Below are 20,516 nucleotides of genomic sequence, written 5' to 3'. Positions count from 1 at the left end.
GTCCGGTCAATAGCTGCAATTACGACCATGGGGTCACGCAGAGGTTGCGTTGCGCCGACGATTGATTTCATGCCGAGGCGTCAAGCGGCAGGCACATGCGAAACAACGCACCCTCGCCGATCCGGCTTTCGACTTCGATGGTGCCGCCATGGGCCACGACGATCTGCTCGGAAATGAACAGGCCCAGGCCCAGCCCCGCCGCCACATGGCTGGCGGACACACGCTCGAACTGCTGGAAAATACGTTTCTGGTTCTCTTCGCTGATGCCGATGCCGCGGTCACGCACCTCCACCCGAGCCTCGCCGTGTTCGGCATACACCCGCACGTCCACCGGGCTCTTGGCGCCATAGCGCAAGGCGTTGGTCAGCAGATTGGTAATCACCTGTTCAATGCGGAACTCATCCCAATGACCTTCCACAGGGCCTTCGGCCACCAGGTGCATGGACGATTCCGCCGCCGCCACTTGCGGGGCAAAGTTCTCCACCAGGTTACTGACCAATTGCGCCAGGTCGAACCGAGCCGGGCGAATCGACAATTTGCCGGTGCGGATGCGCGACACGTCGAGCATGTCTTCGATCAGACGGATCAGACTCTGGATCTGACGTTCATCGCGGTCGACCATGGCATGCATCTTGTCCAGGGTGAACGCAGCGGCGTTGTCTCGCGCCAGGTGCATCTTGCGCAACTGGGTCTCCAGGATCAGCCCGTTGAGCGGCGTTCGCACTTCGTGGGCGACGATCGACATGAAGTCGTCGCGCATGCGCACCGCCTGCTCCAATTCGGCCTGGGTGGCCTGCAGGCGCGTCAGTAACAGCTCCTGTTCACGCCGGCTGCGCTCCAGGGCTTCGACCTGCTGCTTCATGGCCTTGCTCTGGCGATACAGGTCGACGAATACGTTGACCTTGCTTTTCACCGCGTGGATATCCAGCGGTTTGTGCAGGAAGTCCACGGCGCCGCTCTCATAGCCCTTGAAGGCGTAATTGAGTTCACGGCCAGCGGCGCTGACAAACACAATCGGAATGTTTTTGGTTTTCTCGGTACCGCGCATCAATTCGGCCAGCTCGAAACCGTTCATGCCGGGCATCTGCACGTCGAGAATCGCCATGGCGAACTCGTGCTCCAGCAACAGTGACAAGGCCTCGTCGGCGCTCAATGCCTTGAACACCTGGCGATCCTCGCGCTTGATCAGCGCTTCGAGGGCCAGCAGGTTTTCCGGCAGATCGTCGACGATCAGCAATTTGGCCTGGATGGGACTTAGCATGGGGAGGATTCCAGGGAAGCCAGCAGCGAGCCAATGCGGCTCAGCGGAAGAATATGGTCGGGGGTGTGCAGGGCCAGAGCCGCAAGGGGCATAACGGCAACGCGTGCTTCAGCGGGGTCCTGCACGACAGTGGTTCCGCCTTGTTGTTTGACGTGGGCCAGGCCTCGCGCGCCGTCGTGGTTGGCGCCCGTCAGCAGAATGGCCAGCAGGCTCTTGCCGTAGGTGTCGGCGGCAGACTCAAAGAGGAAATCGATGGCAGGCCTTGAATGGTGCACGCGATCTTCCTGGCTCAACGACAGGCTACGATCATGCTCCACCGACAAGTGATAACCGGGGCCGGCGAAATACAGGGTGCCGGGCTGGATCAGTTCCTTGTCCCGTGCTTCGACCACGGGCATCGCCACACGGCGGCCAAACACTTCTGCCAACTGGCTGCGGCGTTCGTCCGGCAAGTGCAATACGGTGACGATCGGCAAACCGAAGCCTTCGCGCAGTTGCCCGAACACAGTCAGCAATGCCTCGACGCCGCCTGCGGAGGCACCGATCACGATTGCTTCTATACCCGGAACCGATACCGGGGTGGCCGCCGTTGCATTCATGATTTTCGGTAGATCCGTTCCTGCTTGACCAAGGGTTCGAACTGTTTGCCGTAGGCTGAAAAGTCCAGGGTTTCCTTGCTGCCCAGCACCAGGAAGCCGCGATGGCACAAAGATTCATGAAACAGGCCAAACGCCCGATCCTGCAACTTTTTATTGAAATAAATCAGTACGTTGCGGCATGAAATCAATTGTGTTTCGGAGAATACGCTATCGGTCGCCAGGCTGTGATCGGCAAAGGTGACATTCTCGCGCAGGCTCTTGTCGAAGATCGCGTAATCGTATGCCGCGGTGTAGTAGTCGGCAAATGAACGTTGCCCGCCCGCCTGCTGGTAGTTCGCGGTGTAGGCTCGCACGTTCTCCAGGGAAAAAATCCCCTGCTTGGCTTTCTCCAGGGACGCCGGGTTGATATCCGTGGCGTAAATGATCGTACGCTCCAGCAAGCCTTCCTCGCGCAGCAGAATGGCCATGGAGTACACCTCCTCCCCCGTGCTGCAACCGGCGATCCAGATCTTGATCGAGGGGTAGGTCTTGAGCAGCGGCACCACTTCCTGGCGGATCGCGAGAAAGTGCGAGGGGTCGCGAAACATCTCGCTCACCGGAATCGTCAGAAACTGCAGCAATTGCATGAACGCCGCCGGATCATGCAGCACCCGCTCCTGCAACGCGGAAATGGTGGCGCAGTCGAACTGGCGCAGGGCGTGGGCCACGCGGCGCTTGACCGACGCGCCGGAGTAGTCGCGAAAGTCGTAGCTGTACTTGAGGTAAATCGCCTCGATCAACAGGCGCAGCTCGATATCGCTGCTTTTTTCCAAAAAACTTCGCTCCACTTAAATGCGTTCCATCTTTGGCAGCCAGACGCGGATCAGTGAAAACAGACGATCCAGATCGATCGGCTTGGCCAGGTAATCGTTGGAACCCGCCGCCAGGCAGCGCTCCTGATCGTCCTTCATGGCCTTGGCCGTCACGGCGATGATCGGCAGTTTTTTCCAGCGCGGGTCCTGGCGGATCAAGGCAGTGGCCTCGTAGCCGTCCATCTCCGGCATCATCACGTCCATCAACACCAGGTCGATATCGTCGACTTCATTGAGTTTGTCGATGGCTTCGCGGCCGTTACGCCCGATCACCACCACGGCGCCTTTGTGCTCCAGGGCACTGGTCAGGGCGAAGATATTGCGCACATCGTCGTCCACCAGCAGGATCTTGCGCCCCTCGAAGACCTTGTCGCGGCTGCGTGCGGTCTTGAGCATCTTCTGGCGATCATGGGACAGCTGGGATTCGACTTTGTGCAGAAACAGTGTGACTTCGTCCAGCAACCGCTCCGGCGAGCGCGCGCCCTTGATGATGATCGAGCGTGAATACTTGCGCAGATCGGCCTCTTCATCACGGGTCAGGTTGCGCCCGGTGTAGACGATCACCGGCGGGAACGAGCAGATATCTTCGGTGGACATGCGCTTGAGCAGCTCATTGCCGAGCATGTCCGGCAGCTTGAGGTCGATGATCATGCAGTCGTAGATATTGGTGCGCAGCAGGTCCAGGGCGGCCTGGGCATAGCCGACGTCGGTGATTTCGATGTCATCGTCGCCGATCAGGCGGGCAATGCTGTCGCGCTGCAAATCGTCATCTTCCACCAGCAGCACGCGCTTGACCTTCTGGGTCAGTTTGGCTTCCAGGCGTGCGAACACGTCCTTGAGCTCTTCACGGGTGGTGGGTTTTACCGCATAACCCACGGCGCCCATGTGCATGGCGGCTTCGACGCGGTCTTCCACGGAAATCACATGCACCGGGATATGGCGGGTGTTGGCATGCTCCTTGAGCCGCTGCAACACGGTCAGGCCGGAATGATCCGGCAGGCGCATGTCCAGCAGGATGGCGTCGGGCACGTATTCTTCGGCCAGGCTGTAGCCTTCGTCCGCACCATGGGCCACCAGGCAGTGATAACCCAGTTCGTGGGCCAGGTCGAACAGGATGCGGGCGAAGTTAGGCTCGTCTTCCACCACCAGGATGCAGCGGCTGGAGAAAGGCGCCTTGTCACGGTCATCGGCGAAGCGCGGAATCAACTGGGCGTCGGCCACCGGCATCGGTGACACCTTGATCGGCGTCGGTGCCGGCACGGGCGCGACCACCACTTGACGCGGCGCCTCGACCGAGGCGATGTCCTGCTCGCGTTCCACATACTGCTCCGGCAGTACCAGGGTGAAAATGCTGCCCTTGCCCGGCTCGCTGCTCACGCTGATATAGCCGCCCAGAAGCGTGGCCAGATCACGGGAAATCGACAGGCCCAGGCCGGTGCCGCCATAGCGTCGATTGGTGGTGCCGTCAGCCTGGCGGAAGGCTTCGAAGATGCTTTCCTGTTGGTCCGGGGCAATACCGATCCCCGAATCGCGCACGCTGAACGCAATGCCTTCGCCCGGTGCACGGGACACCGACAGGCTGACTTCACCCTGCTCGGTGAACTTGACCGCGTTGGACAGCAGGTTCTTGAGGATCTGCTCCAGGCGTTGGCGGTCGGTGAACAGCATGTCCGGCGTACCGTCCTGCACTTCCACCTTGAAACCGAGCTTGCGGTCAGCCGCCAGGGGTTCGAACATGCCGCGCAAACCGTCCACCAGGCGCAACACGCTGGAGGTCTCCGGGCGCATTTCCAGTTTGCCGGCTTCCACCTTGGAGATATCCAGGATGTCGTTGATCAGGTTGAGCAAGTCATTGCCCGCCGAATAAATCGACTCGGCAAACTTGACCTGTTCAGCGCTGAGGTTTTCCTGGGGGTTCTCGGCCAGCAGTTTGGCCAGGATCAGCGAGCTGTTCAGCGGTGTGCGCAGCTCGTGGGACATGTTGGCGAGGAATTCGGACTTGTACTTGCTGGAGCGCTGCAACTCCTCGGCACGGTCTTCCAGCTCCCGCTGCGCTTCGTTGAGTTCGACGTTCTTGCGGTCCATGGCGTCGCGCTGCTCGGCCAGGGTCTGGGTCTGTTCAGCCAGTTGCTCGTTGGTCTGCTCAAGCTCGGCTTGTTGGGTTTCCAGGTGAGCCTGGGACTCCTTGAGGATGCGTGACTGCTCTTCCAGCTCTTCGTTGGCGGTCTTGAGTTCTTCCTGCTGCACTTGCAGCTCTTCATTGAGCTGCTGGGTCTCGGCCAAGACCTCTTGCAGACGCTGGCGATAGCGCGCCGCTTCGATGGAGGTGCCGATGTTGCCGGCAATCAGCTCCAGCAGTTCGACGTCGCGCTCTTCCAGCGGACGCAGGAAACCCAGCTCGACCACGCCATTGACGCGGTCATCATCGCTGGTCGGCATCACCAGCACGCTGCGGGGGGTGCCCTCGCCCAGGCCCGAGCTGACCTTGAAATAGTCCACCGGCACATCATCCAGACGAATCAGGCGATCGAGCTGGGCGGCCTGGCCGACGATACCCTCATCGCTGTAGATCGATTGTTCCAGTTGTTCCTGTTCACGGGAGAATCCGTAAGTGGCCACGCGCTTGAGGCCGCCGTGCTCTTCGCGCACGTACAGCGCAGCGACCGCCGAGCCCATGTATTGGGCGAAGAACTGCAGGATATTGCGCCCCAGCAGGTTCAGGGTCAGTTGACCCAGCACCTGCTCCGCCAGTTCGGTCTGGCCGTTGCGCAGCCAGGCTTGCTGTTGAAGGCGTTGGGCAGTCCTCTGTTGTGACGCGAGGCTTGCACTGTAACTCTCTGAAAGAGATAGTAAATTTTTTCGACCGATATACGCCAGAAAGCCGCTCAGGCCCAATACGAACGCCAGGTAGAGGGTCACGCTGATAACGGTAGTGCGGGTCACATCGTCATTGCGCGCGATACGGAACTGTTGCTCCATCGCCACCGCATCGTCGTACTCCCTGCGGATCTCATCGGTCAGCCGCTTGCCCCGACCCGCCTTGACGGCGCCACGGTAGTCGCCACTGGAGCGCTGCAAGTCAATCATCGACTGAGCGTAGGTATTCCACTCCACCTGCATGGCTTCCAGGCGCTTGAGACGGTCTACTTGCTGCGGGTTGTCCGATACGAGCTCCTGCAAGTTGCGCAAGTCGGCGATGATGCGCGGCTTGGCCACTTCATAGGGGTCGAGGAAATGCTCGTCGCCAGTGATCAGGAAGCCACGCAGGCCGGTTTCCAGGTCCACCGTCAGTTTGGAGGACTCGTTCAGGTTATTGATCACCCGGTCGGTGTGCTCGACCCACTTGATCACGGTCAGCAGGTAGGTGATCAGGCAGACGAAAAACACCGCGCTGAGCACGCCCACACTCAGTGGCAGCGCCACGTTGCGGCTCAGCAGCGTACGAAAGCTCTTTTCATCGATGGACGACACGGGAGTCATGGGCATGCCTTGGCCTGGTACGGAAAAACCGGGAGTTTGCCCCAAAGTCGATGGCCAGGGCTATGTTTACGCGACAACTTGGCGCAAATGCCTACTGATTCATTCGAATCAAAGCGCGGGCCCAGACCGGTTTGAACGGCTCAAGCGAGACATTCCCGGCGAATGCCTTCACAATGCCATCCCCAAGCCGGGAACTTGCCGAGATTGTCATGACTCATTAGAGGATGGTCTGTATTCGATCAAGACCTGCACCTCCACTTCTCGGGAACCCTACTTATGTCCGCCGCTGCCTCCACCATCCTTGTAGTCGAAGATGACGCTATCGTACGCATGCTGATCGTCGATGTACTTGAAGAACTGGAGTTTCAGGTGCTTGAGGCCGCCGATGCCAAAGAGGCCCTCACGATCGTCAATGCCCCGGATCAGGTTATCGACCTGATGATGACCGACGTCGGCCTGCCTGACATGGATGGCAAAGACCTGGCAAACAAGGTTCGCGCACTGCGCCCCGCCCTGCCCATCCTGTTTGCCAGCGGCTACGCCGAGACTATCGACCTGCCAAGCGGCATGCAGATGATCGGCAAGCCTTTTTCCATCGATCAGTTGCGCGACAAGGTCAAGGCGATGCTGCCGAGCGTCTGATCCAGCCGAATCCGTCCGCCCACGTCACGCTACCCGCCGGGATTAACGTGACGTCAGGCGAATAAAACGCGAAACTCGGCGCTTTGATCCCCCCGCCTTTGAAAAGATCTCTGGAAGGACGCAACCCCATGATTGGAAAACCGACGCGCCTGCTGTTGGCGAGCCTCTCGATAGTCATGAGCACCGGTGCCTGGGCCGACTTCTCGGCAACTCCCGACGAAGCGCGCGCCATTGCCAAGGAAGCCTACCTGTATGGCTATCCGGTGGTGGAAATGTACAAGACGCTTTACACCCAGGCTGTTGACAAGGGTGGTGTCAATTTCAAGGCATCGTTCAACCACATTGGCAATACCGCCCAGGTGTTCACCCCCAAGGACACCGCGTTCGCCACGCCGAACCCGGACACGCCCTACTCCTTCGTGTGGATGGACCTGCGCCGCGAGCCGTTGGTACTGACCCTGCCCAGGATCGAAGACAACCGCTACTACTCCGTGCAACTGATGGACCTCTATACGCAGAACTTCGCGTACCTGGGCACCCGTAGTACCGGCAACAACGGTGGCCACTACATGATCGCCGGTCCCGGCTGGAAGGGGCAGCAGCCGGTGGACGTGGACCGCGTGGTCTACAGCGAGAGCAACATCGCCGTGGCGCTTTACCGCACGCAGTTGTTCGACGAAAAGGACTTGAACAAGGTCAAGCAGATCCAGAATGGCTACAAGGTGCAGTCGCTGAGCAACTACGTGAAGCAGGCCGCCCCCGCCAGTGTGCCGAAGATCGAATGGCCCAAGCCGACGGCGACCATGACCGAAGGCCCGCAATTGTTTCGCTACCTGAACTTCATGCTGACGTTCGCCGCGCCCCAGGACAGCGAAAAAGACCTGCTGGCCCGTTTCGCCAAAATCGGCATCGCCCCCGGCGCGCCATTCAAGGTCAATCAACTGACCGCCGAACAACGCAAGGCGCTGGATGACGGCATTTCCGACGCGCGCGCCGAATACGCCGCGTTCAAGAAAGACAAGCTCGACACCCATGCCGTCGCCAACAGCGAGCTGTTCGGTAGCCGCGACCGCCTGAAAAACAACTACCTGTACCGCTACGCCGGTGCCATCCAGAACATCTTCGGCAACTCGGCCGATGAGTCGATCGCCCTGCGCTACACCCTGGACAGCGAAGGCAAGCCCGCCAACGGTGCACGCCACAGCTACATCGTACGGTTTGCCAAGGACCAACTGCCCCCGGCCGACGCATTCTGGGCGCTGACCATGTACGACGCCAAGACCAAACTGTTGGTGTCGAACCACAAGAAGCGCTACGAGATCAACTCGCACATGCTGTCGACCTTGAAGCGCGATGCCGACGGTGGCCTGACCCTGGCCCTGCAACACCATGAGCCACCCAAGGATGAGCAGAGCAACTGGCTGCCGGCGCCCACCGGTCCTTTCTACGCGGTGTTGCGCATCTACCTGCCCAAGCCCGAGGCCGTCAACGGTCAGTGGAAACTGCCGCCGCTGGTTCCGCTCAAGTAACTCCCCTGCCCACCACGCGTTTTTTGTGGTGAGCAGGTTTGTCCTGCGCCGGGGTGCGCAGCGCCCCTGAAACCTGAAACCACGAACTGGCTGGATAAACGCGACGGCCTTATTGGGGCCGCTTCGCGGCCCAGCGCGGGACAAGCCCGCTCACTACAGTGGATCCGCTTTTGTAGTGAGCAGGCTTGTCGAATTGTCGCACCGCATGTGCGCTCCCAGCCCCGGACAAAACCTGCCCCCTGCTAATGTTTTTCCAGCTTCACGTAGGATTGGTGCAAATCCGACGCCCAGCCATCGATCACGCCCTTCACATCCCCTGCCTTCATGACTTGCGCCTCGTTGGACAGTGGCTTGCCGGTGCCCTTGCGCACCACCTGGGCCAGGACCTTGCCGCTGGCACCGTCGAGAAATTGCGCCTCGGTACCCAGCGTGGTTTCCTGGTCACGCATACCCGTGCCGGTACTGACCGCCGCCACCACCAAGGCCACCGGCACATACTCGTAGGGTTTGAGCGCTTCGGTCTTGCTGCTGACCGCCGTGATGGCCGCACGCACCACAATCACGCCTGGCGCCGGTGCGTTGGCCAATGGCAGGGACTTTTCCAGTTCACGTTTTAGCGCCTGGTTGTAGTACGTATTGATGCCGTTGAGGGTGCTGTCGGGGATCTTCGCGGTGGGCTGCGGCTTGGGGTAGAACTGGGTCGGCTCGATGTACACCGCGTGGTAGCGGCTCAGGTCCAGTTGCGGGTCGACCCAGCGCATCACTTCAGCGCCCGAGGGTGACTTGGCTTCCTTGAGCTGGCTGTAATCCGAGAGAAAACCCGAGTACTCCTCGGGTGGGGTGATCTGGCTGGCACAGCCGGTCATTCCGATTGCAGCGAGGCACAGTGTGCTGATCATTCGCCGTGTGTTCATCTTCAACTCCCTGACGATCATCGAAACATGGAGCTGTAGGTATAGCGAAATCTGGGGAAATAGCGCTGTCGCATAACTGCACCGGTCATTTCGCCGACAACTGCGTATGACTAATCGAAGCCCGATGGGTAAGGTGAGGCGACTTTCTTTGTCAGGAGCATCGCATGCGCACCATCGGCCTGATCGGCGGCATGAGCTGGGAGTCCAGCGCCGAGTATTACCGCATCATCAACCAGCGCGTACGCGACCAGCTCGGCCCGCTGCGCTCGGCGCAACTGTTGATGTACAGCGTGGACTTCGGCCCGGTTGAACAGGCTCAGCACGCCGGGCGCTGGGACGACACTGCGCTGATCCTCGAAGACGCCGCCCGCCGTCTGGAGGCTGGTGGCGCAGAGTGCGTAGTGCTGTGTACCAACACCATGCATCTGGTGGCACCGCGCATCGAGTCCGCGGTGTCGATCCCCTTCCTGCATATCGCCGATGCTGCCGGCGCCGCAGCCGTTCAAGCCGGCACCTTGACCGTGGGCCTGTTGGGCACCGCCTTCACCATGGAACAGGACTTTCTCAAATCCCGCCTGGCCGCCCAGGGCTTGAATGTTCTGGTGCCGGACGCCGACGAACGCCAAGCCGTGCACCGGATCATTTACGAAGAACTGTGCGTTGGCGTGATCAGCGACGCCTCACGCGAGGTCTACCAACGCGTGATCGAGTCTCTGACCGCCCGCGGCGCCCAGGCGATCATCCTGGGTTGCACGGAAATCGGCTTGCTGATCAAGCCCGAGCACAGTGACCTGCCGCTGTTGGACACCACCGAGCTGCATGCGCAGGCAGCGGTGGCGTTTGCACTGCAGGATTAAGGAGCGCTGCGCAGGCGCGCCATGCTAAGGGTGTCGACGAACTGGCCGTCACGCACCGCGTAATCGCGCAAGCGACCTTCGACCTCGAAGCCGAATTTGCGATACAGACGCTGCGCGGCTTCGTTATCGGCATATACCGTCAGCTCCACGCGGTGCAGGTTCATCCAGTTGTCGGCCACCTCCAGTGCGGCCGACAGCAGGCGGGATCCCACACCTTTACCCTGCCAGGCCGTGGCCACACCCATGCCGAGTGAACCGGCATGGCTCTGGCGCACACGCAGATACTGCTCCAGACCAAGCTGCCCCACCACTCCACCCTCATGCAACGCCACCAGTTGCAAGCGCCGCTCGTTATCCAGGACCAGGCGCTTGCGCCATGCCTCGACCGACTGGAACGGCATCTGCAACACCTGACGACACACCGCCGGCTCGTTATAAAGCGCGGTGACACCTTCCAGATGGGCTTCGGTAAAACGTTGGATAACGATAACGGGTTCAGCCGTGGGCATTGTGTTTCATCCGTTGAAAGACACAGGGTCGGCCAGTGTAGGGTCGCCTCTACCGACCGTGCAACGTAGCCACCCGCCACACCCGCGCGATATCCGCTGCCCGCTCACGCAGCAATCGCGGCGCCTCGCTGCATGCCTGTTCCAGGTTCATGGGGCCTGCGGGCAATGCAAACGCGGCATCGACGCCGTGGGCATACATCTGTTCGTAGCCGTCGCCCAGGGTGCCGGCAATCACGATGACCGGAACGCCGTGTTGCCGGGCGATACGGGCCACGCCAAACGGGGTTTTGCCGCGCAGGGTCTGGGCGTCGAAACGCCCTTCACCGGTAATGACCAGGTCGGCGCCGCGTACGGCGTATTCCAGTCCGACCAGCTCGGCGACGACCTCTACGCCGGCACGGAACTGCGCGCCGAGAAAGGCCTTGGCCGCAAAACCCAGGCCACCGGCGGCGCCGCTGCCGGGCTCATCGCGTACGTCCCTGGGCAGCACTCGGGCGCAGTGCTCGGCGAAGTGGCCAAGGGCAGCATCCAGTTGTAGCACCTGGTCGGGATTGGCGCCTTTTTGCGGGCCGAAAATCGCCGAAGCGCCGTGGGGGCCGCACAGGGGGTTGTTGACGTCGGCTGCGATTTCGAAGCGGACATCGGCAAGGCGTGGGTCAAGCTGCTTGAGGCTCATGCGCGCCAGTCGCGCCAGGGCCAGCCCGCCAGGTGGCAACGCTTGGTCCTGGGCGTCGAACAGTTGCACGCCCAGCGCCTGCATCGCACCCGCGCCGCCATCATTCGTGGCACTGCCGCCAATCGCCAGGATGATGCGCCGCGCACCGAGGCCGAGGGCCGCGCGGATCAGCTCGCCGGTGCCATAGGTGCTGCTTGAGCAGGCATCGCGCTGCCCCGGTGGCACCAATTGCAGGCCGCTGGCTTCGGCCATTTCGATGATTGCGGTATGACTGTCGGCGAGCCAGCCCCAGCGCGCCTCCACCGTCACACCCAAGGGGCCTTGTACCCATTGACGGCGCAACTCACCGTTACAGGCGGCGAGCACAGCATCCACCGTCCCTTCACCACCATCGGCCATCGGGCACTGGATGAGTTGTGCATCCGGCCAGACCTGGGACAGCCCGTCGGCGATGGCCTGGGCGACGCCTGCAGCGCTCAGGCTGTCCTTGAACGAATCGGGGGCGATGATGATTTTCATGGGCTTTCTCCGGTTTTTATAACGCCCATGCTGCCAGTTGGCACCGCTGCTGACGCCGGTCCGATGCACAAGTGTGGGTGAGCTTTGTTGTTCATTCCGACAAAGGTTGAGGCAACAACTGCACGCCAAGGTACAACGCAAGCATGCCGTCCAGGGTCAGTGGATCGACGCCACTGAGTTCGGCGATGCGCTCCATGCGGTAGCGCAGGCTGTTGCGGTGGATACCCAGAGCATCGGCGCAGGCCTGGCTCTGGCCGTCGTGCTCGCACCAACTGCGCAGCGTGGCCAATAGCTGTCCATTGGTGTCCTTGGCCAGCACCTTGCGCAAGGGGCTGAGCAATTCGTCCAGGGCATCGTCGTTGCGATGGCGCCACAGCATGACCGGCAGGCGGTAGCGATTGAGGATCAACAAGCGGGTGTGCGGCAGCACGTCCCGACCATAAGCGAGTAAATCGCCGACGCGGCGATAACAGCGGCGCAGTCCGGCCAAGCCATCGGCCTGTCCGCCCACCGCCACGCGCAGCACATTCCAGCCCAGGCTGTCGAGTTTTTCCAGCAGCCGGGGGTTGTCCACGGGCGCGGCGGCTGGGCGGCACCATAGCAACGAAAACTGCGCCGAGCTGACACACCAGCTGTCCGGGTAGCGGCTGCTCAACCAGGCGCTCAAGGCCTCCGCCGATTGGCCGACACCCAGCTCGAACAGATAGGGCGTGCGCGTCATCTGCGGTTTGAGCCCCAGTTGCAGGGCTTCGTCCACCAAGCGTGGTGAGTCACCGGTCTCGGCCAGGAGCAACGCCAGCAAATCGTCGCAACGCTGGCGGCGCCATTGCTGCTCGGCCTGTTGATGGCGCTGGCTGACCAGCATCTCGGCGGTCATGCGCACCAGTTCCGCATAGGTGCGCAACAGCTCCGGTTCGCCAGTGATGCCCAGCACGCCGATCAGGCGCTGGTCGTGCAGCAGCGGCAGGTTGATGCCCGGTTGCACGCCCTTGAGGTGCTTGGCGGTCTGGCCGTCGATTTCCACCACGCGACCGTTGGCCAGCACCAATTGCGCGCCTTCATGCCGGGTGTTGATGCGTTCGGGTTCGCCACTGCCGAGAATCAGCCCCTGACTGTCCATGACGTTGACGTTATAGGGCAGGATGGCCATGGTGCGGTCGACGATATCCTGGGCCAAGTCATGATCCAGCTCGAACATGGAGCCCATCTCCTTAAAAGATGTTCTTGAAAGCGGGTTGTTCATAGGCACAGCGCAAAACAGGCTTGACTGTGCGCGAGCACAAAGACATCACCCGGCAACGTGGCCGAGACTCTTCAGGCGATCAACGTTACCTTTGCATCGCACAAAATCATAATAAAGAGAGAACGCCATGTCACAGAGCGCCGCTGCCGCCCAGGCCAACGATGACGACAAAAACGCTGTCTACAAGCGCATCACCCTGCGCCTGATCCCCTTCATTTTCATCTGCTACCTGTTCAACTACCTCGATCGCGTCAACGTCGGCTTCGCCAAGTTGCAGATGCTCGACGCCTTGAAATTCAGCGAAACGGTATACGGCCTTGGCGCCGGCATCTTCTTCATCGGCTACGTGCTGTGCGGCGTGCCGAGCAACCTGGCGCTGACCAAGTTCGGCCCGCGGCGCTGGATTGCGCTGATGATGATTGCCTGGGGTACGTTGTCGACCTGCCTGCTGTTCGTCACCACGCCCACGCACTTCTACACCCTGCGCCTGTTCACCGGTGCCGCCGAGGCCGGCTTTTTCCCCGGAGTGGTGTTGTACCTTTCGCAGTGGTTCCCGACCTTCCGCCGTGGACGAATCATGGCGTTGTTCATGTCGGCGATCCCGGTGTCGGGCCTGCTCGGCAGCCCGTTCTCCGGCTGGATCCTCAACCATTTTGCCGCGGGCCAGGGTGGCCTGGCCGGCTGGCAGTGGATGTTCCTGCTGCAAGGCATCCCGACCGTGATCCTCGGCGCCCTCGCCTACTTCCTGCTCAGCGACAACTTTGCCAACGCCAAGTGGCTCACGCCCCATGAACGCGCGGTGCTGGAAGCCGATCAGGCGACTGATCTGGCAAATAAGCCGAAAACCACCAGCGACTCCCTGGCCGAAGTGTTCAAGAACCCGGCGATCTGGGCGTTCGGCCTGATCTACTTCTGCATCCAGAGCGGTGTGTACGCCATCAATTTCTGGCTGCCGTCGATCATCAAGAACCTGGGTTTCAGCGATAACCTGGTGATCGGCTGGCTGAGTGCGATCCCGTATCTGCTGGCGGCGGTGTTCATGTTGCTGGTGGGCCGTTCTGCCGACTTGCGCAAGGAGCGTCGTTGGCACTTGGTAGTGCCAATGCTGATGGGCGCAGTGGGCCTGATCATCGCGGTGAATTTCGCCACGACCCCGGCCATTGCCATCCTCGGCCTGACCATTGCCACCATGGGCGCTCTCACCGGCCTGCCGATGTTCTGGCCCGTGCCCACCGCCCTGCTCAGCGCAGGTGCAGCAGCGGGTGGCCTGGCGCTGATCAACTCCATGGGCCAGATGGCCGGCTTCCTGAGCCCGTATATCGTCGGGTTCGTCAAGGATGCGACCGGGTCCACGGACATGGCGTTGTATCTGCTGGCGGGCGTGATTGTGGCCGGCAGCGTGCTGGCGCTGCGTATGACCCGTACCCTGAAGGTCTGAGCCCCTGGGTTTGTAGTGAGCGGGCTTGTCCTGCGCTGGGTGGCGAAGCCGCCCCAACAAAAACGCCGCATCCCGTCAGACAGAATGCGGCGCCTGATCTCAGGGCCGCTTCGCGCCCCGGCGCAGGACAAGCCTGCTCACTACAGTGGGTATTTCAAGCCAAGGTTTTGTTGTGGCGAGCAGCTTTTTGTGGTCAGCGGGCTTGTCCCGCGCTGGGTGGCGAAGCCGCCCCAATAAAAACGCCGCATCCTGTCAGACAGAATGCGGCGCCTGATTTCAGGGCCGCTTCGCGCCCCGGCGCAGGCGGTACGACGATTCGGCAAGCCTGCTCACCACAGTGAGTATTTTTCAAACCAAGGTTTTGTGGTGGCGAACGGTTTTTTTGTACTGAGCGAGGAAAACTCGGCCAGGATCAGAGCAGGCCACCGCCGTCGATATCGATCACGGCGCCGGTCACAAAGCCGTTCTCCATCGCCAGCACATACCCCGCCGCCACGTCCTCTCCCTGCCCCACACGGCCGACCGGCAGGGCCGCACCGGCCTTGGCGAACATCGCCAGGCGCTGTTCTTCAGCGAGCCCGGCGTAGGCCGGTGTGTCGATCACTCCCGGGCTGACCACATTGACCCGGCGCGGAGCCAGTTCCTTGGCCAACTGCTTGCCCAATGCCTCGGTTGCGGCATTGATGCCGGTCTTGATGAACTGCCCGGCCACCGCCTTACGCCCCAGTTGTCCGGAGGTCAGCGTGATGCTGCCGTGCTCGCTCAGGAATGGCAGTGCGTGTTGAATCGCGCGCAGGGAGCCCCAGAGCTTCACGTTGAAGTTTTCCTGCGCTTCATCAAGATCTGTGTCGATCAAGCTCTTGGCGCGCACCGACGGACCGGAGGTGTAGACCAGGTGATCAAAGCGCCCCACCGTCTCGAAGAGTCGTTGCAGGGAAGCGCTGTCGGTGACATCCACCGGTTCGCTGCGCAGGCCGTTTTCGGCAGCCGATACCAAGCGTCGTCCAGCCAATACCACCTGCGCGCCACGTTCCGCCGCCGCTTTGGCCACCGCCGCGCCGATACCGCTGCTGCCACCGATCACAATGACGGTTTTGCCTTTCAGGGAAGAAGTCATGAAGGAATGTCCTGGTTCAGAAAGTGAGCGTTCATCCTCCCAGCTTGGCAATCGAAGAAAAATCCCGGTAAAACGACAAGATCTTTAAAGGATTTTTATAAATGAGCTCGATCCTCGACCTGGAAGTTTTCGTGCGCACCGCCGATACCGGCAGTTTGTCTGCAGCCGCGCGCGGGCTGGGCCTGACCCCCGCAGCGGCCAGCATTGCCCTCAAGCGCCTGGAGAGTCGCCTGGGCAGCCGCTTGCTGGCGCGCTCCACCCGCAGCATGCGGCTGACCGAAGAGGGTCGACGCTACCTCGACAGCGTTCGCGTGGCGCTGGCGGCCTTGTCCGAAGGTGAACAGGCACTCAAACAACAGAGCCAGGGGCTGACCGGCCTGCTGCAATTGGCGGCACCATCGGATTTCGGGCGCAACGTGGTGCTGGGCTGGCTCAATGAGTTCAAGGCGCAGCATCCCCATATCCGTTTGCAGTTATTGCTCAACGACAGCAACGCCGACCTGTTCCGTGACACCGTGGACATTGCCCTGCGTTTCGGTGTGCCGCAGGACTCCAGCCTGGTGGCACTGCCCATTGCGCCGGATCATTGCCGCGTCGCCTGCGCCAGTCCGGACTACCTGGCGCGCCACGGCACGCCACAAGAGCCCATGGAACTGTCCCGTCACAGCGCGCTGCGGTACATGCGTCGAGGTCAGGTGAGCAAGACCTGGCGCTTTCGCCAGCACAACGAATGGCAGGAGGTGGAAGTGACCGGGGACTTTCTCAGCGATGACGGCGAAGTCGTGCGCCGCTGGGCATTGGCCGGGCACGGCATTGCCTACAAGGCCCGGCTTGATGTGGTGGGTGATATAGCGGCAGGTCGGCTCGTGCCGCTGTTCGAGGCATGGCAAGGCGAGCCGGCGCCGTTCAATCTGATGTGCCCACATCGATTGCAAGTGTCGGAGCGGGTGAAAGTGCTGCACCGATTTCTCCAGGAACGTTGCGCGACGCTGCTCCGTCCATGAAGAAACGCACGCAGGGCTTGTTCCAGAGCCTGCGAGTCTGCTATTGCATAAGTCACGTTTCACCGCCTAGAGGAGCTTTGCATGATTTATCGCACATTGGGCCAGTCCGGGTTGAAGGTCAGCGCCTTGACCCTGGGCACCATGATGTTTGGCGAACAGACCAACACCGAGGACTCGCTGCGCATCATCGACAAGGCCTGGGACCAGGGCATCAATTTTATCGACACGGCCGACGTGTACACCGGCGGTCGCTCGGAAGAAATCGTCGGCGAGGCCATTGCCCGTCACCGTGATGACTGGGTGGTGGCCTCCAAGGTGGCCATCGGCCCCACGGACGGTGTGCCCAACCGCAGCGGGCTGAGCCGCAAACGGATTTTCAACGCCCTGGAGGCCAGCCTCGCACGTCTCGACACCGATTATCTGGATATCTATTACCTGCACCGTGAAGACCACAACACCCCGCTGGAGGTTACGGTCTCGGCGATTGGCGATCTGATCCGCCAGGGCAAGATCCGTTATTGGGGCCTGTCCAACTACCGGGGTTGGCGCATTGCCGAGGTGATTCGCGTGGCCGAGCGCCTGGGGGTCGATCGACCGGTGATCAGCCAGCCGCTGTACAACATCGTCAATCGTCAGGCCGAAGTCGAGCAGATCACCGCCGCGGCGGCCTATGGTCTGGGCGTGGTGCCTTATAGTCCGCTGGCCCGTGGTGTGCTCAGCGGCAAGTACGCGCCGGATGTTACCCCTGAAGCCGGAAGCCGTGCGGCGCGCCAGGACAAGCGCATTCTGGAAACCGAGTGGCGCGTGGAGTCGCTGCGTATCGCCCAGCAGATTCAGCAGTACACCCAGGGCCGTGGGGTGGGGATCGTCGAGTTTGCCATTGCGTGGGTGCTGAACAATCAGGCGGTGAGTTCGGCGATTGTCGGCCCGCGCACCGAGGCACAGTGGGACGCCTACACCGGCGCGCTGGACGTGAAGATCACGGCGGAGGATGAAGCGTTTATCGACTCGCTGGTGACGCCGGGGCACTCATCAACGCCAGGCTTCAATGATGTGAGCCACTTTGTGTCAGGGCGTATTGCGCGCTAATCCAGAGGCACCTCCAGACTGACCTTGACCCGGTCCATCACCACGATGCTGCGAAACCACTTGATGTTGCGGTTTTCGTAGAACAACTGCCGGGCCAAGGCCTCATAGGCCTTCATGGTTTCTACCACGATCACCAGCATGAAATCTGCATCGCCAGTGACGTAATAGCACTGCTGCACCTGGGGTATCGACATTTGTGCCTTGAGTACATCAAGGTCTTCGATGTGGGTGCGTTCGGCGTGCACCTCCACCAGGATCGTGATCGGTTTACCCACTCGCTCCTGATTGACCACCGCCGTATTGGCGGTGATCGTCCCGCTCTGTTGCATGCGCTTGATCCGCCGCTGCACGGCGGCGGTCGACAAATTCACCTGTTCGCCGATCACCCGCAGCGCAGTGGTGTTGTCGTGTTGCAGGTGCTGGAGAATGGCGATATCAAAAGCATCGAGGGGCGGCTGGTCTGTAATCGACATCCGAACGAACCTGGGCGTGAGAAAATTTCCCATAAGATGCCGTAAAACAGAACAAACGTCTCACCTCAAAAGCAATATATTCCCACCCTGAAACTCCCTCTCTCTTTTTATATCAATCGGTTTTCGCGAGGACAGCGTGTCTAAAGGTGTTGTGTTATCGGTCTTGGCTTCGGTGTTGTTCGCCGTGATGTATTACTTCACGTCACTGCTGACCCCCTTGAGCGGCCTGGAGATTTTTGGCTGGCGCATGCTGCTGACGGTGCCGTGCATGACGGTATTCATGCTGATCAGTGGCGAATGGCGTCGGGCATGGGAGTTGTTGCGCAGGCTTGCAGCCCAGCCACAACTGATCATCGGCGCACTGGCCTCTTCGGCATTGCTCGGGGTGCAGTTGTGGCTGTTCATGTGGGCACCGCTCAACGGGCGCAGCCTGGATGTTTCGGTGGGGTATTTCCTGCTGCCGCTGACCATGGTGCTGACCGGGCGCCTGGTCTACGGTGAGCGCTTGTCGCGCCTGCAAACGGTCGCGGTGGTGTTTGCCGCCCTCGGCGTGCTGAACGAGTTGTATCAGGCAGGCGGGTTTTCCTGGGCGACACTGGTGGTGATCATCGGCTACCCGATCTATTTCGTGGTGCGCAAATACTTGGCGACAGATCACCTCGGCGGCCTGTGGCTGGACATGGCCTTGATGCTGCCGGTGGCCTGGTGGTTCGTACAGAGTGGCGACCAGGGGTTTGCAGTGCTGGATGCCCATCAGAAGTTGTATGCGCTGATTCCGATGCTCGGCGTGATCAGTGCGTCGGCGTTAGTGAGCTATATCGTTGCCAGCCGCTTGCTGGCGTTCAGCCTGTTCGGGCTGCTCAGTTATGTGGAGCCGGTCCTGTTGCTGGCGGTGGCGTTGCTGCTGGGGGAAGGCATCAAGGCAGGCGAATGGCTGACGTACATTCCGATCTGGCTGGCGGTGATGGTGCTGGTGTATGAGGGCTTCAAGCACCTGGCACATCAGCGCAAGGTGTAGACATGTTTTTGTGGTGAGCTGGCTTGTCGAATCGTCGCACCGCCCGCGCCGGGCTGCGGAGCTGCACACAAAAATCCTGCACATCATAAAAAGCCCGGCGAGGTGTTCCCTGCCGGGCTTTTTTACGCCGAAACGATCAGTCGGCGGTCAACACACCACGACGCACCTGGTCTCGCTCGATCGACTCGAACAGGGCCTTGAAGTTGCCCTCGCCGAACCCATCGTCGCCCTTGCGCTGAATGAATTCGAAGAATACCGGCCCCATCAGGGTTTCGGAGAAGATCTGCAGCAGCAGGCGCTTGTCGCCAGCCACGGACGAACCATCCAGCAGGATGCCGCGCGCCTGTAACTGCTCCACCGGCTCGCCGTGGTTGGGCAGGCGGCCTTCGAGCATTTCGTAGTAGGTGTCGGGCGGCGCTGTCATGAAACGCATGCCGATCTTTTTCAGCGCGTCCCAGGTCTTGACCAGATCGTCCGTGAGGAACGCCACATGCTGGATGCCCTCGCCGTTGAACTGCATCAAAAACTCTTCGATCTGCCCGGCGCCCTTGGAGGATTCCTCGTTGAGCGGGATGCGGATCATGCCGTCCGGTGCACTCATGGCCTTGGAGGTCAGACCGGTGTATTCGCCCTTGATATCGAAGTAGCGGGCTTCACGGAAGTTGAACAACTTCTCGTAGAAGTTGGCCCAGTACACCATGCGACCGCGGTAGACGTTGTGGGTCAGGTGATCGATCACCTTGAGTCCCGCGCCCTGCGGATGACGGTCCACGCCTTCCAGGAACACGAAGTCGATGTCATAGATCGAGCTGCCTTCGCCAAAACGGTCGATCAGGTACAGCGGCGCGCCGCCGATGCCTTTGATCGCCGGCAGGTTCAGCTCCATCGGGCCGGTTTCGATATGGATCGGCTGCGCCCCCAGCTCCAGCGCGCGGTTGTAAGCCTTTTGCGAGTCCTTGACGCGAAACGCCATGCCGCACACCGACGGGCCGTGCTCGGCCGCGAAGTAGGAAGCGATGCTGTTGGGCTCGTTGTTGAGGATCAGGTTGATTTCACCCTGGCGGTACAGGTGCACGTTCTTGGAGCGGTGGGTTGCGACCTTGGTAAAGCCCATGATCTCGAAGATCGGCTCCAGGGTGCCCGGCGTCGGCGACGCGAATTCGATGAACTCAAAGCCCATCAGGCCCATTGGGTTTTCGGTGGTATGTGCCATGGTTTGGCGCCTCATCATTCTTGTGCGTGAAGGTTTCAATTGCCAGCAAGGATGAGGGGCATGGGTGGCGCGCAGGAAAGGCCT

General features: G+C 60.9%; 18 protein-coding genes. 7 read left to right on the top strand and 11 right to left on the bottom strand.

All coding sequences use genetic code 11. The annotated features are described in order from the left end of the window. Positions 1 to 67: 67 nt before the first annotated feature. From ACW9IB_RS00940 to ACW9IB_RS00925, 4 genes are read right to left on the bottom strand one after another with little or no spacing between them, the layout of a single operon-like run. Positions 68 to 1,261: a hybrid sensor histidine kinase/response regulator gene (locus ACW9IB_RS00940; RefSeq protein WP_457411857.1), complete on the bottom strand. Its 1,194-nt coding sequence runs from the start codon at positions 1,259 to 1,261 to the stop codon at positions 68 to 70. Continuing rightward, a complete protein-coding gene (locus tag ACW9IB_RS00935) occupies positions 1,255 to 1,860 on the bottom strand; it encodes a chemotaxis protein CheB (protein ID WP_457411855.1) in 606 nt (201 codons plus the stop codon). Before ACW9IB_RS00935 ends, ACW9IB_RS00940 begins: the two co-directional genes overlap by 7 nt. Continuing rightward, on the bottom strand, positions 1,857 to 2,687 hold the full coding sequence (locus ACW9IB_RS00930) for a CheR family methyltransferase (RefSeq protein WP_457364439.1): 831 nt from the start codon (positions 2,685 to 2,687) through the stop codon (positions 1,857 to 1,859). The genes ACW9IB_RS00935 and ACW9IB_RS00930 overlap by 4 nt, the downstream gene beginning before the upstream one ends. After that, a complete protein-coding gene (locus tag ACW9IB_RS00925; protein ID WP_457411957.1) occupies positions 2,688 to 6,191 on the bottom strand; it encodes a response regulator in 3,504 nt (1,167 codons plus the stop codon). 276 nt (positions 6,192 to 6,467) lie between these two features. Between ACW9IB_RS00925 and ACW9IB_RS00920 the strand changes: the two genes are divergently transcribed. Continuing rightward, the gene (locus tag ACW9IB_RS00920; protein ID WP_457364438.1) at positions 6,468 to 6,833 is read left to right on the top strand and encodes a response regulator; all 366 of its coding nucleotides are present in this window, start codon (positions 6,468 to 6,470) and stop codon (positions 6,831 to 6,833) included. A 128-nt stretch (positions 6,834 to 6,961) separates the two neighbouring features. Next, on the top strand, positions 6,962 to 8,362 hold the full coding sequence (locus ACW9IB_RS00915) for a DUF1254 domain-containing protein (protein ID WP_457364437.1): 1,401 nt from the start codon (positions 6,962 to 6,964) through the stop codon (positions 8,360 to 8,362). Between the two features lie 242 nt (positions 8,363 to 8,604). On the opposite strand, the gene ACW9IB_RS00910 is transcribed toward ACW9IB_RS00915, so the two are convergent. Further along, on the bottom strand, positions 8,605 to 9,276 hold the full coding sequence (locus ACW9IB_RS00910; protein ID WP_457411854.1) for a DUF3313 domain-containing protein: 672 nt from the start codon (positions 9,274 to 9,276) through the stop codon (positions 8,605 to 8,607). Positions 9,277 to 9,440: 164 nt separating this feature from the next. Between ACW9IB_RS00910 and ACW9IB_RS00905 the strand changes: the two genes are divergently transcribed. Beyond that, on the top strand, positions 9,441 to 10,133 hold the full coding sequence (locus tag ACW9IB_RS00905) for an aspartate/glutamate racemase family protein (RefSeq protein WP_457411853.1): 693 nt from the start codon (positions 9,441 to 9,443) through the stop codon (positions 10,131 to 10,133). On the opposite strand, the gene ACW9IB_RS00900 is transcribed toward ACW9IB_RS00905, so the two are convergent. The 3 genes from ACW9IB_RS00900 to ACW9IB_RS00890 all read right to left on the bottom strand — a co-directional run bounded on the left by ACW9IB_RS00900 (position 10,130) and on the right by ACW9IB_RS00890 (position 13,035). After that, positions 10,130 to 10,642, bottom strand: a complete 513-nt coding sequence (locus ACW9IB_RS00900) for a GNAT family N-acetyltransferase (protein WP_457411851.1) — start codon at positions 10,640 to 10,642, stop codon at positions 10,130 to 10,132. The two genes, ACW9IB_RS00905 and ACW9IB_RS00900, sit on opposite strands and share 4 nt — an antisense overlap. Before the next feature lie 49 nt (positions 10,643 to 10,691). Further along, positions 10,692 to 11,837 (bottom strand): glycerate kinase, encoded by a 1,146-nt coding sequence (locus ACW9IB_RS00895; RefSeq protein WP_457411849.1) that lies wholly within the window; start codon positions 11,835 to 11,837, stop codon positions 10,692 to 10,694. A gap of 91 nt (positions 11,838 to 11,928) precedes the next feature. Continuing rightward, complete coding sequence (locus ACW9IB_RS00890; protein WP_457364433.1) at positions 11,929 to 13,035, bottom strand: sugar diacid recognition domain-containing protein; 1,107 nt, start codon at positions 13,033 to 13,035, stop codon at positions 11,929 to 11,931. A 172-nt stretch (positions 13,036 to 13,207) separates the two neighbouring features. On the opposite strand from ACW9IB_RS00890, the gene ACW9IB_RS00885 reads away from it, so the two are divergent. Further along, the gene (locus tag ACW9IB_RS00885) at positions 13,208 to 14,518 is read left to right on the top strand and encodes an MFS transporter (protein ID WP_457411847.1); all 1,311 of its coding nucleotides are present in this window, start codon (positions 13,208 to 13,210) and stop codon (positions 14,516 to 14,518) included. 412 nt (positions 14,519 to 14,930) lie between these two features. Here ACW9IB_RS00885 and ACW9IB_RS00880 read toward each other — a convergent pair whose 3' ends face one another. Beyond that, positions 14,931 to 15,635: an SDR family oxidoreductase gene (locus ACW9IB_RS00880; protein ID WP_457411846.1), complete on the bottom strand. Its 705-nt coding sequence runs from the start codon at positions 15,633 to 15,635 to the stop codon at positions 14,931 to 14,933. A 101-nt stretch (positions 15,636 to 15,736) separates the two neighbouring features. Between ACW9IB_RS00880 and ACW9IB_RS00875 the strand changes: the two genes are divergently transcribed. Then, on the top strand, positions 15,737 to 16,639 hold the full coding sequence (locus ACW9IB_RS00875) for a LysR family transcriptional regulator (RefSeq protein ID WP_457364430.1): 903 nt from the start codon (positions 15,737 to 15,739) through the stop codon (positions 16,637 to 16,639). 81 nt (positions 16,640 to 16,720) lie between these two features. Beyond that, positions 16,721 to 17,728 carry an aldo/keto reductase gene (locus ACW9IB_RS00870; RefSeq protein ID WP_457364429.1) on the top strand — a complete coding sequence of 336 codons (1,008 nt, stop codon included), beginning with the start codon at positions 16,721 to 16,723 and terminating at the stop codon, positions 17,726 to 17,728. On the opposite strand, the gene ACW9IB_RS00865 is transcribed toward ACW9IB_RS00870, so the two are convergent. Then, entirely contained in the window at positions 17,725 to 18,201 is a 477-nt protein-coding gene (locus ACW9IB_RS00865) for an Lrp/AsnC family transcriptional regulator (protein WP_457411845.1), read from the bottom strand. The genes ACW9IB_RS00870 and ACW9IB_RS00865 overlap by 4 nt on opposite strands. A gap of 136 nt (positions 18,202 to 18,337) precedes the next feature. On the opposite strand from ACW9IB_RS00865, the gene rarD reads away from it, so the two are divergent. After that, complete coding sequence (gene rarD, locus ACW9IB_RS00860) at positions 18,338 to 19,219, top strand: EamA family transporter RarD (protein WP_457411843.1); 882 nt, start codon at positions 18,338 to 18,340, stop codon at positions 19,217 to 19,219. A 136-nt stretch (positions 19,220 to 19,355) separates the two neighbouring features. Here the strand turns inward: rarD and hppD are convergent, their stop codons facing one another. After that, positions 19,356 to 20,432, bottom strand: a complete 1,077-nt coding sequence (gene hppD / locus ACW9IB_RS00855) for a 4-hydroxyphenylpyruvate dioxygenase (RefSeq protein ID WP_457411842.1) — start codon at positions 20,430 to 20,432, stop codon at positions 19,356 to 19,358. Positions 20,433 to 20,516 lie beyond the last annotated feature (84 nt).

The organism is Pseudomonas sp. SDO524_S393, assembly GCF_054071875.1.
The sequence above is the reverse complement of the archived record's forward strand: the minus strand, read 5'-3'. Positions and strand labels throughout refer to the sequence as shown.

Coding starts and splice junctions, on each gene's coding strand:
- ACW9IB_RS00940 (WP_457411857.1), bottom strand. CDS start 1,261: ATGCTAAGTCCCATCCAGGCCAAATTGCTGATCGTCGACGATCTGCCG.
- ACW9IB_RS00935 (WP_457411855.1), bottom strand. CDS start 1,860: ATGAATGCAACGGCGGCCACCCCGGTATCGGTTCCGGGTATAGAAGCA.
- ACW9IB_RS00925 (WP_457411957.1), bottom strand. CDS start 6,191: ATGACTCCCGTGTCGTCCATCGATGAAAAGAGCTTTCGTACGCTGCTG.
- ACW9IB_RS00920 (WP_457364438.1), top strand. CDS start 6,468: ATGTCCGCCGCTGCCTCCACCATCCTTGTAGTCGAAGATGACGCTATC.
- ACW9IB_RS00915 (WP_457364437.1), top strand. CDS start 6,962: ATGATTGGAAAACCGACGCGCCTGCTGTTGGCGAGCCTCTCGATAGTC.
- ACW9IB_RS00910 (WP_457411854.1), bottom strand. CDS start 9,276: ATGAACACACGGCGAATGATCAGCACACTGTGCCTCGCTGCAATCGGA.
- ACW9IB_RS00905 (WP_457411853.1), top strand. CDS start 9,441: ATGCGCACCATCGGCCTGATCGGCGGCATGAGCTGGGAGTCCAGCGCC.
- ACW9IB_RS00900 (WP_457411851.1), bottom strand. CDS start 10,642: ATGCCCACGGCTGAACCCGTTATCGTTATCCAACGTTTTACCGAAGCC.
- ACW9IB_RS00895 (WP_457411849.1), bottom strand. CDS start 11,837: ATGAAAATCATCATCGCCCCCGATTCGTTCAAGGACAGCCTGAGCGCT.
- ACW9IB_RS00890 (WP_457364433.1), bottom strand. CDS start 13,035: ATGTTCGAGCTGGATCATGACTTGGCCCAGGATATCGTCGACCGCACC.
- ACW9IB_RS00885 (WP_457411847.1), top strand. CDS start 13,208: ATGTCACAGAGCGCCGCTGCCGCCCAGGCCAACGATGACGACAAAAAC.
- ACW9IB_RS00880 (WP_457411846.1), bottom strand. CDS start 15,635: ATGACTTCTTCCCTGAAAGGCAAAACCGTCATTGTGATCGGTGGCAGC.
- ACW9IB_RS00875 (WP_457364430.1), top strand. CDS start 15,737: ATGAGCTCGATCCTCGACCTGGAAGTTTTCGTGCGCACCGCCGATACC.
- ACW9IB_RS00870 (WP_457364429.1), top strand. CDS start 16,721: ATGATTTATCGCACATTGGGCCAGTCCGGGTTGAAGGTCAGCGCCTTG.
- ACW9IB_RS00865 (WP_457411845.1), bottom strand. CDS start 18,201: ATGTCGATTACAGACCAGCCGCCCCTCGATGCTTTTGATATCGCCATT.
- hppD (WP_457411842.1), bottom strand. CDS start 20,432: ATGGCACATACCACCGAAAACCCAATGGGCCTGATGGGCTTTGAGTTC.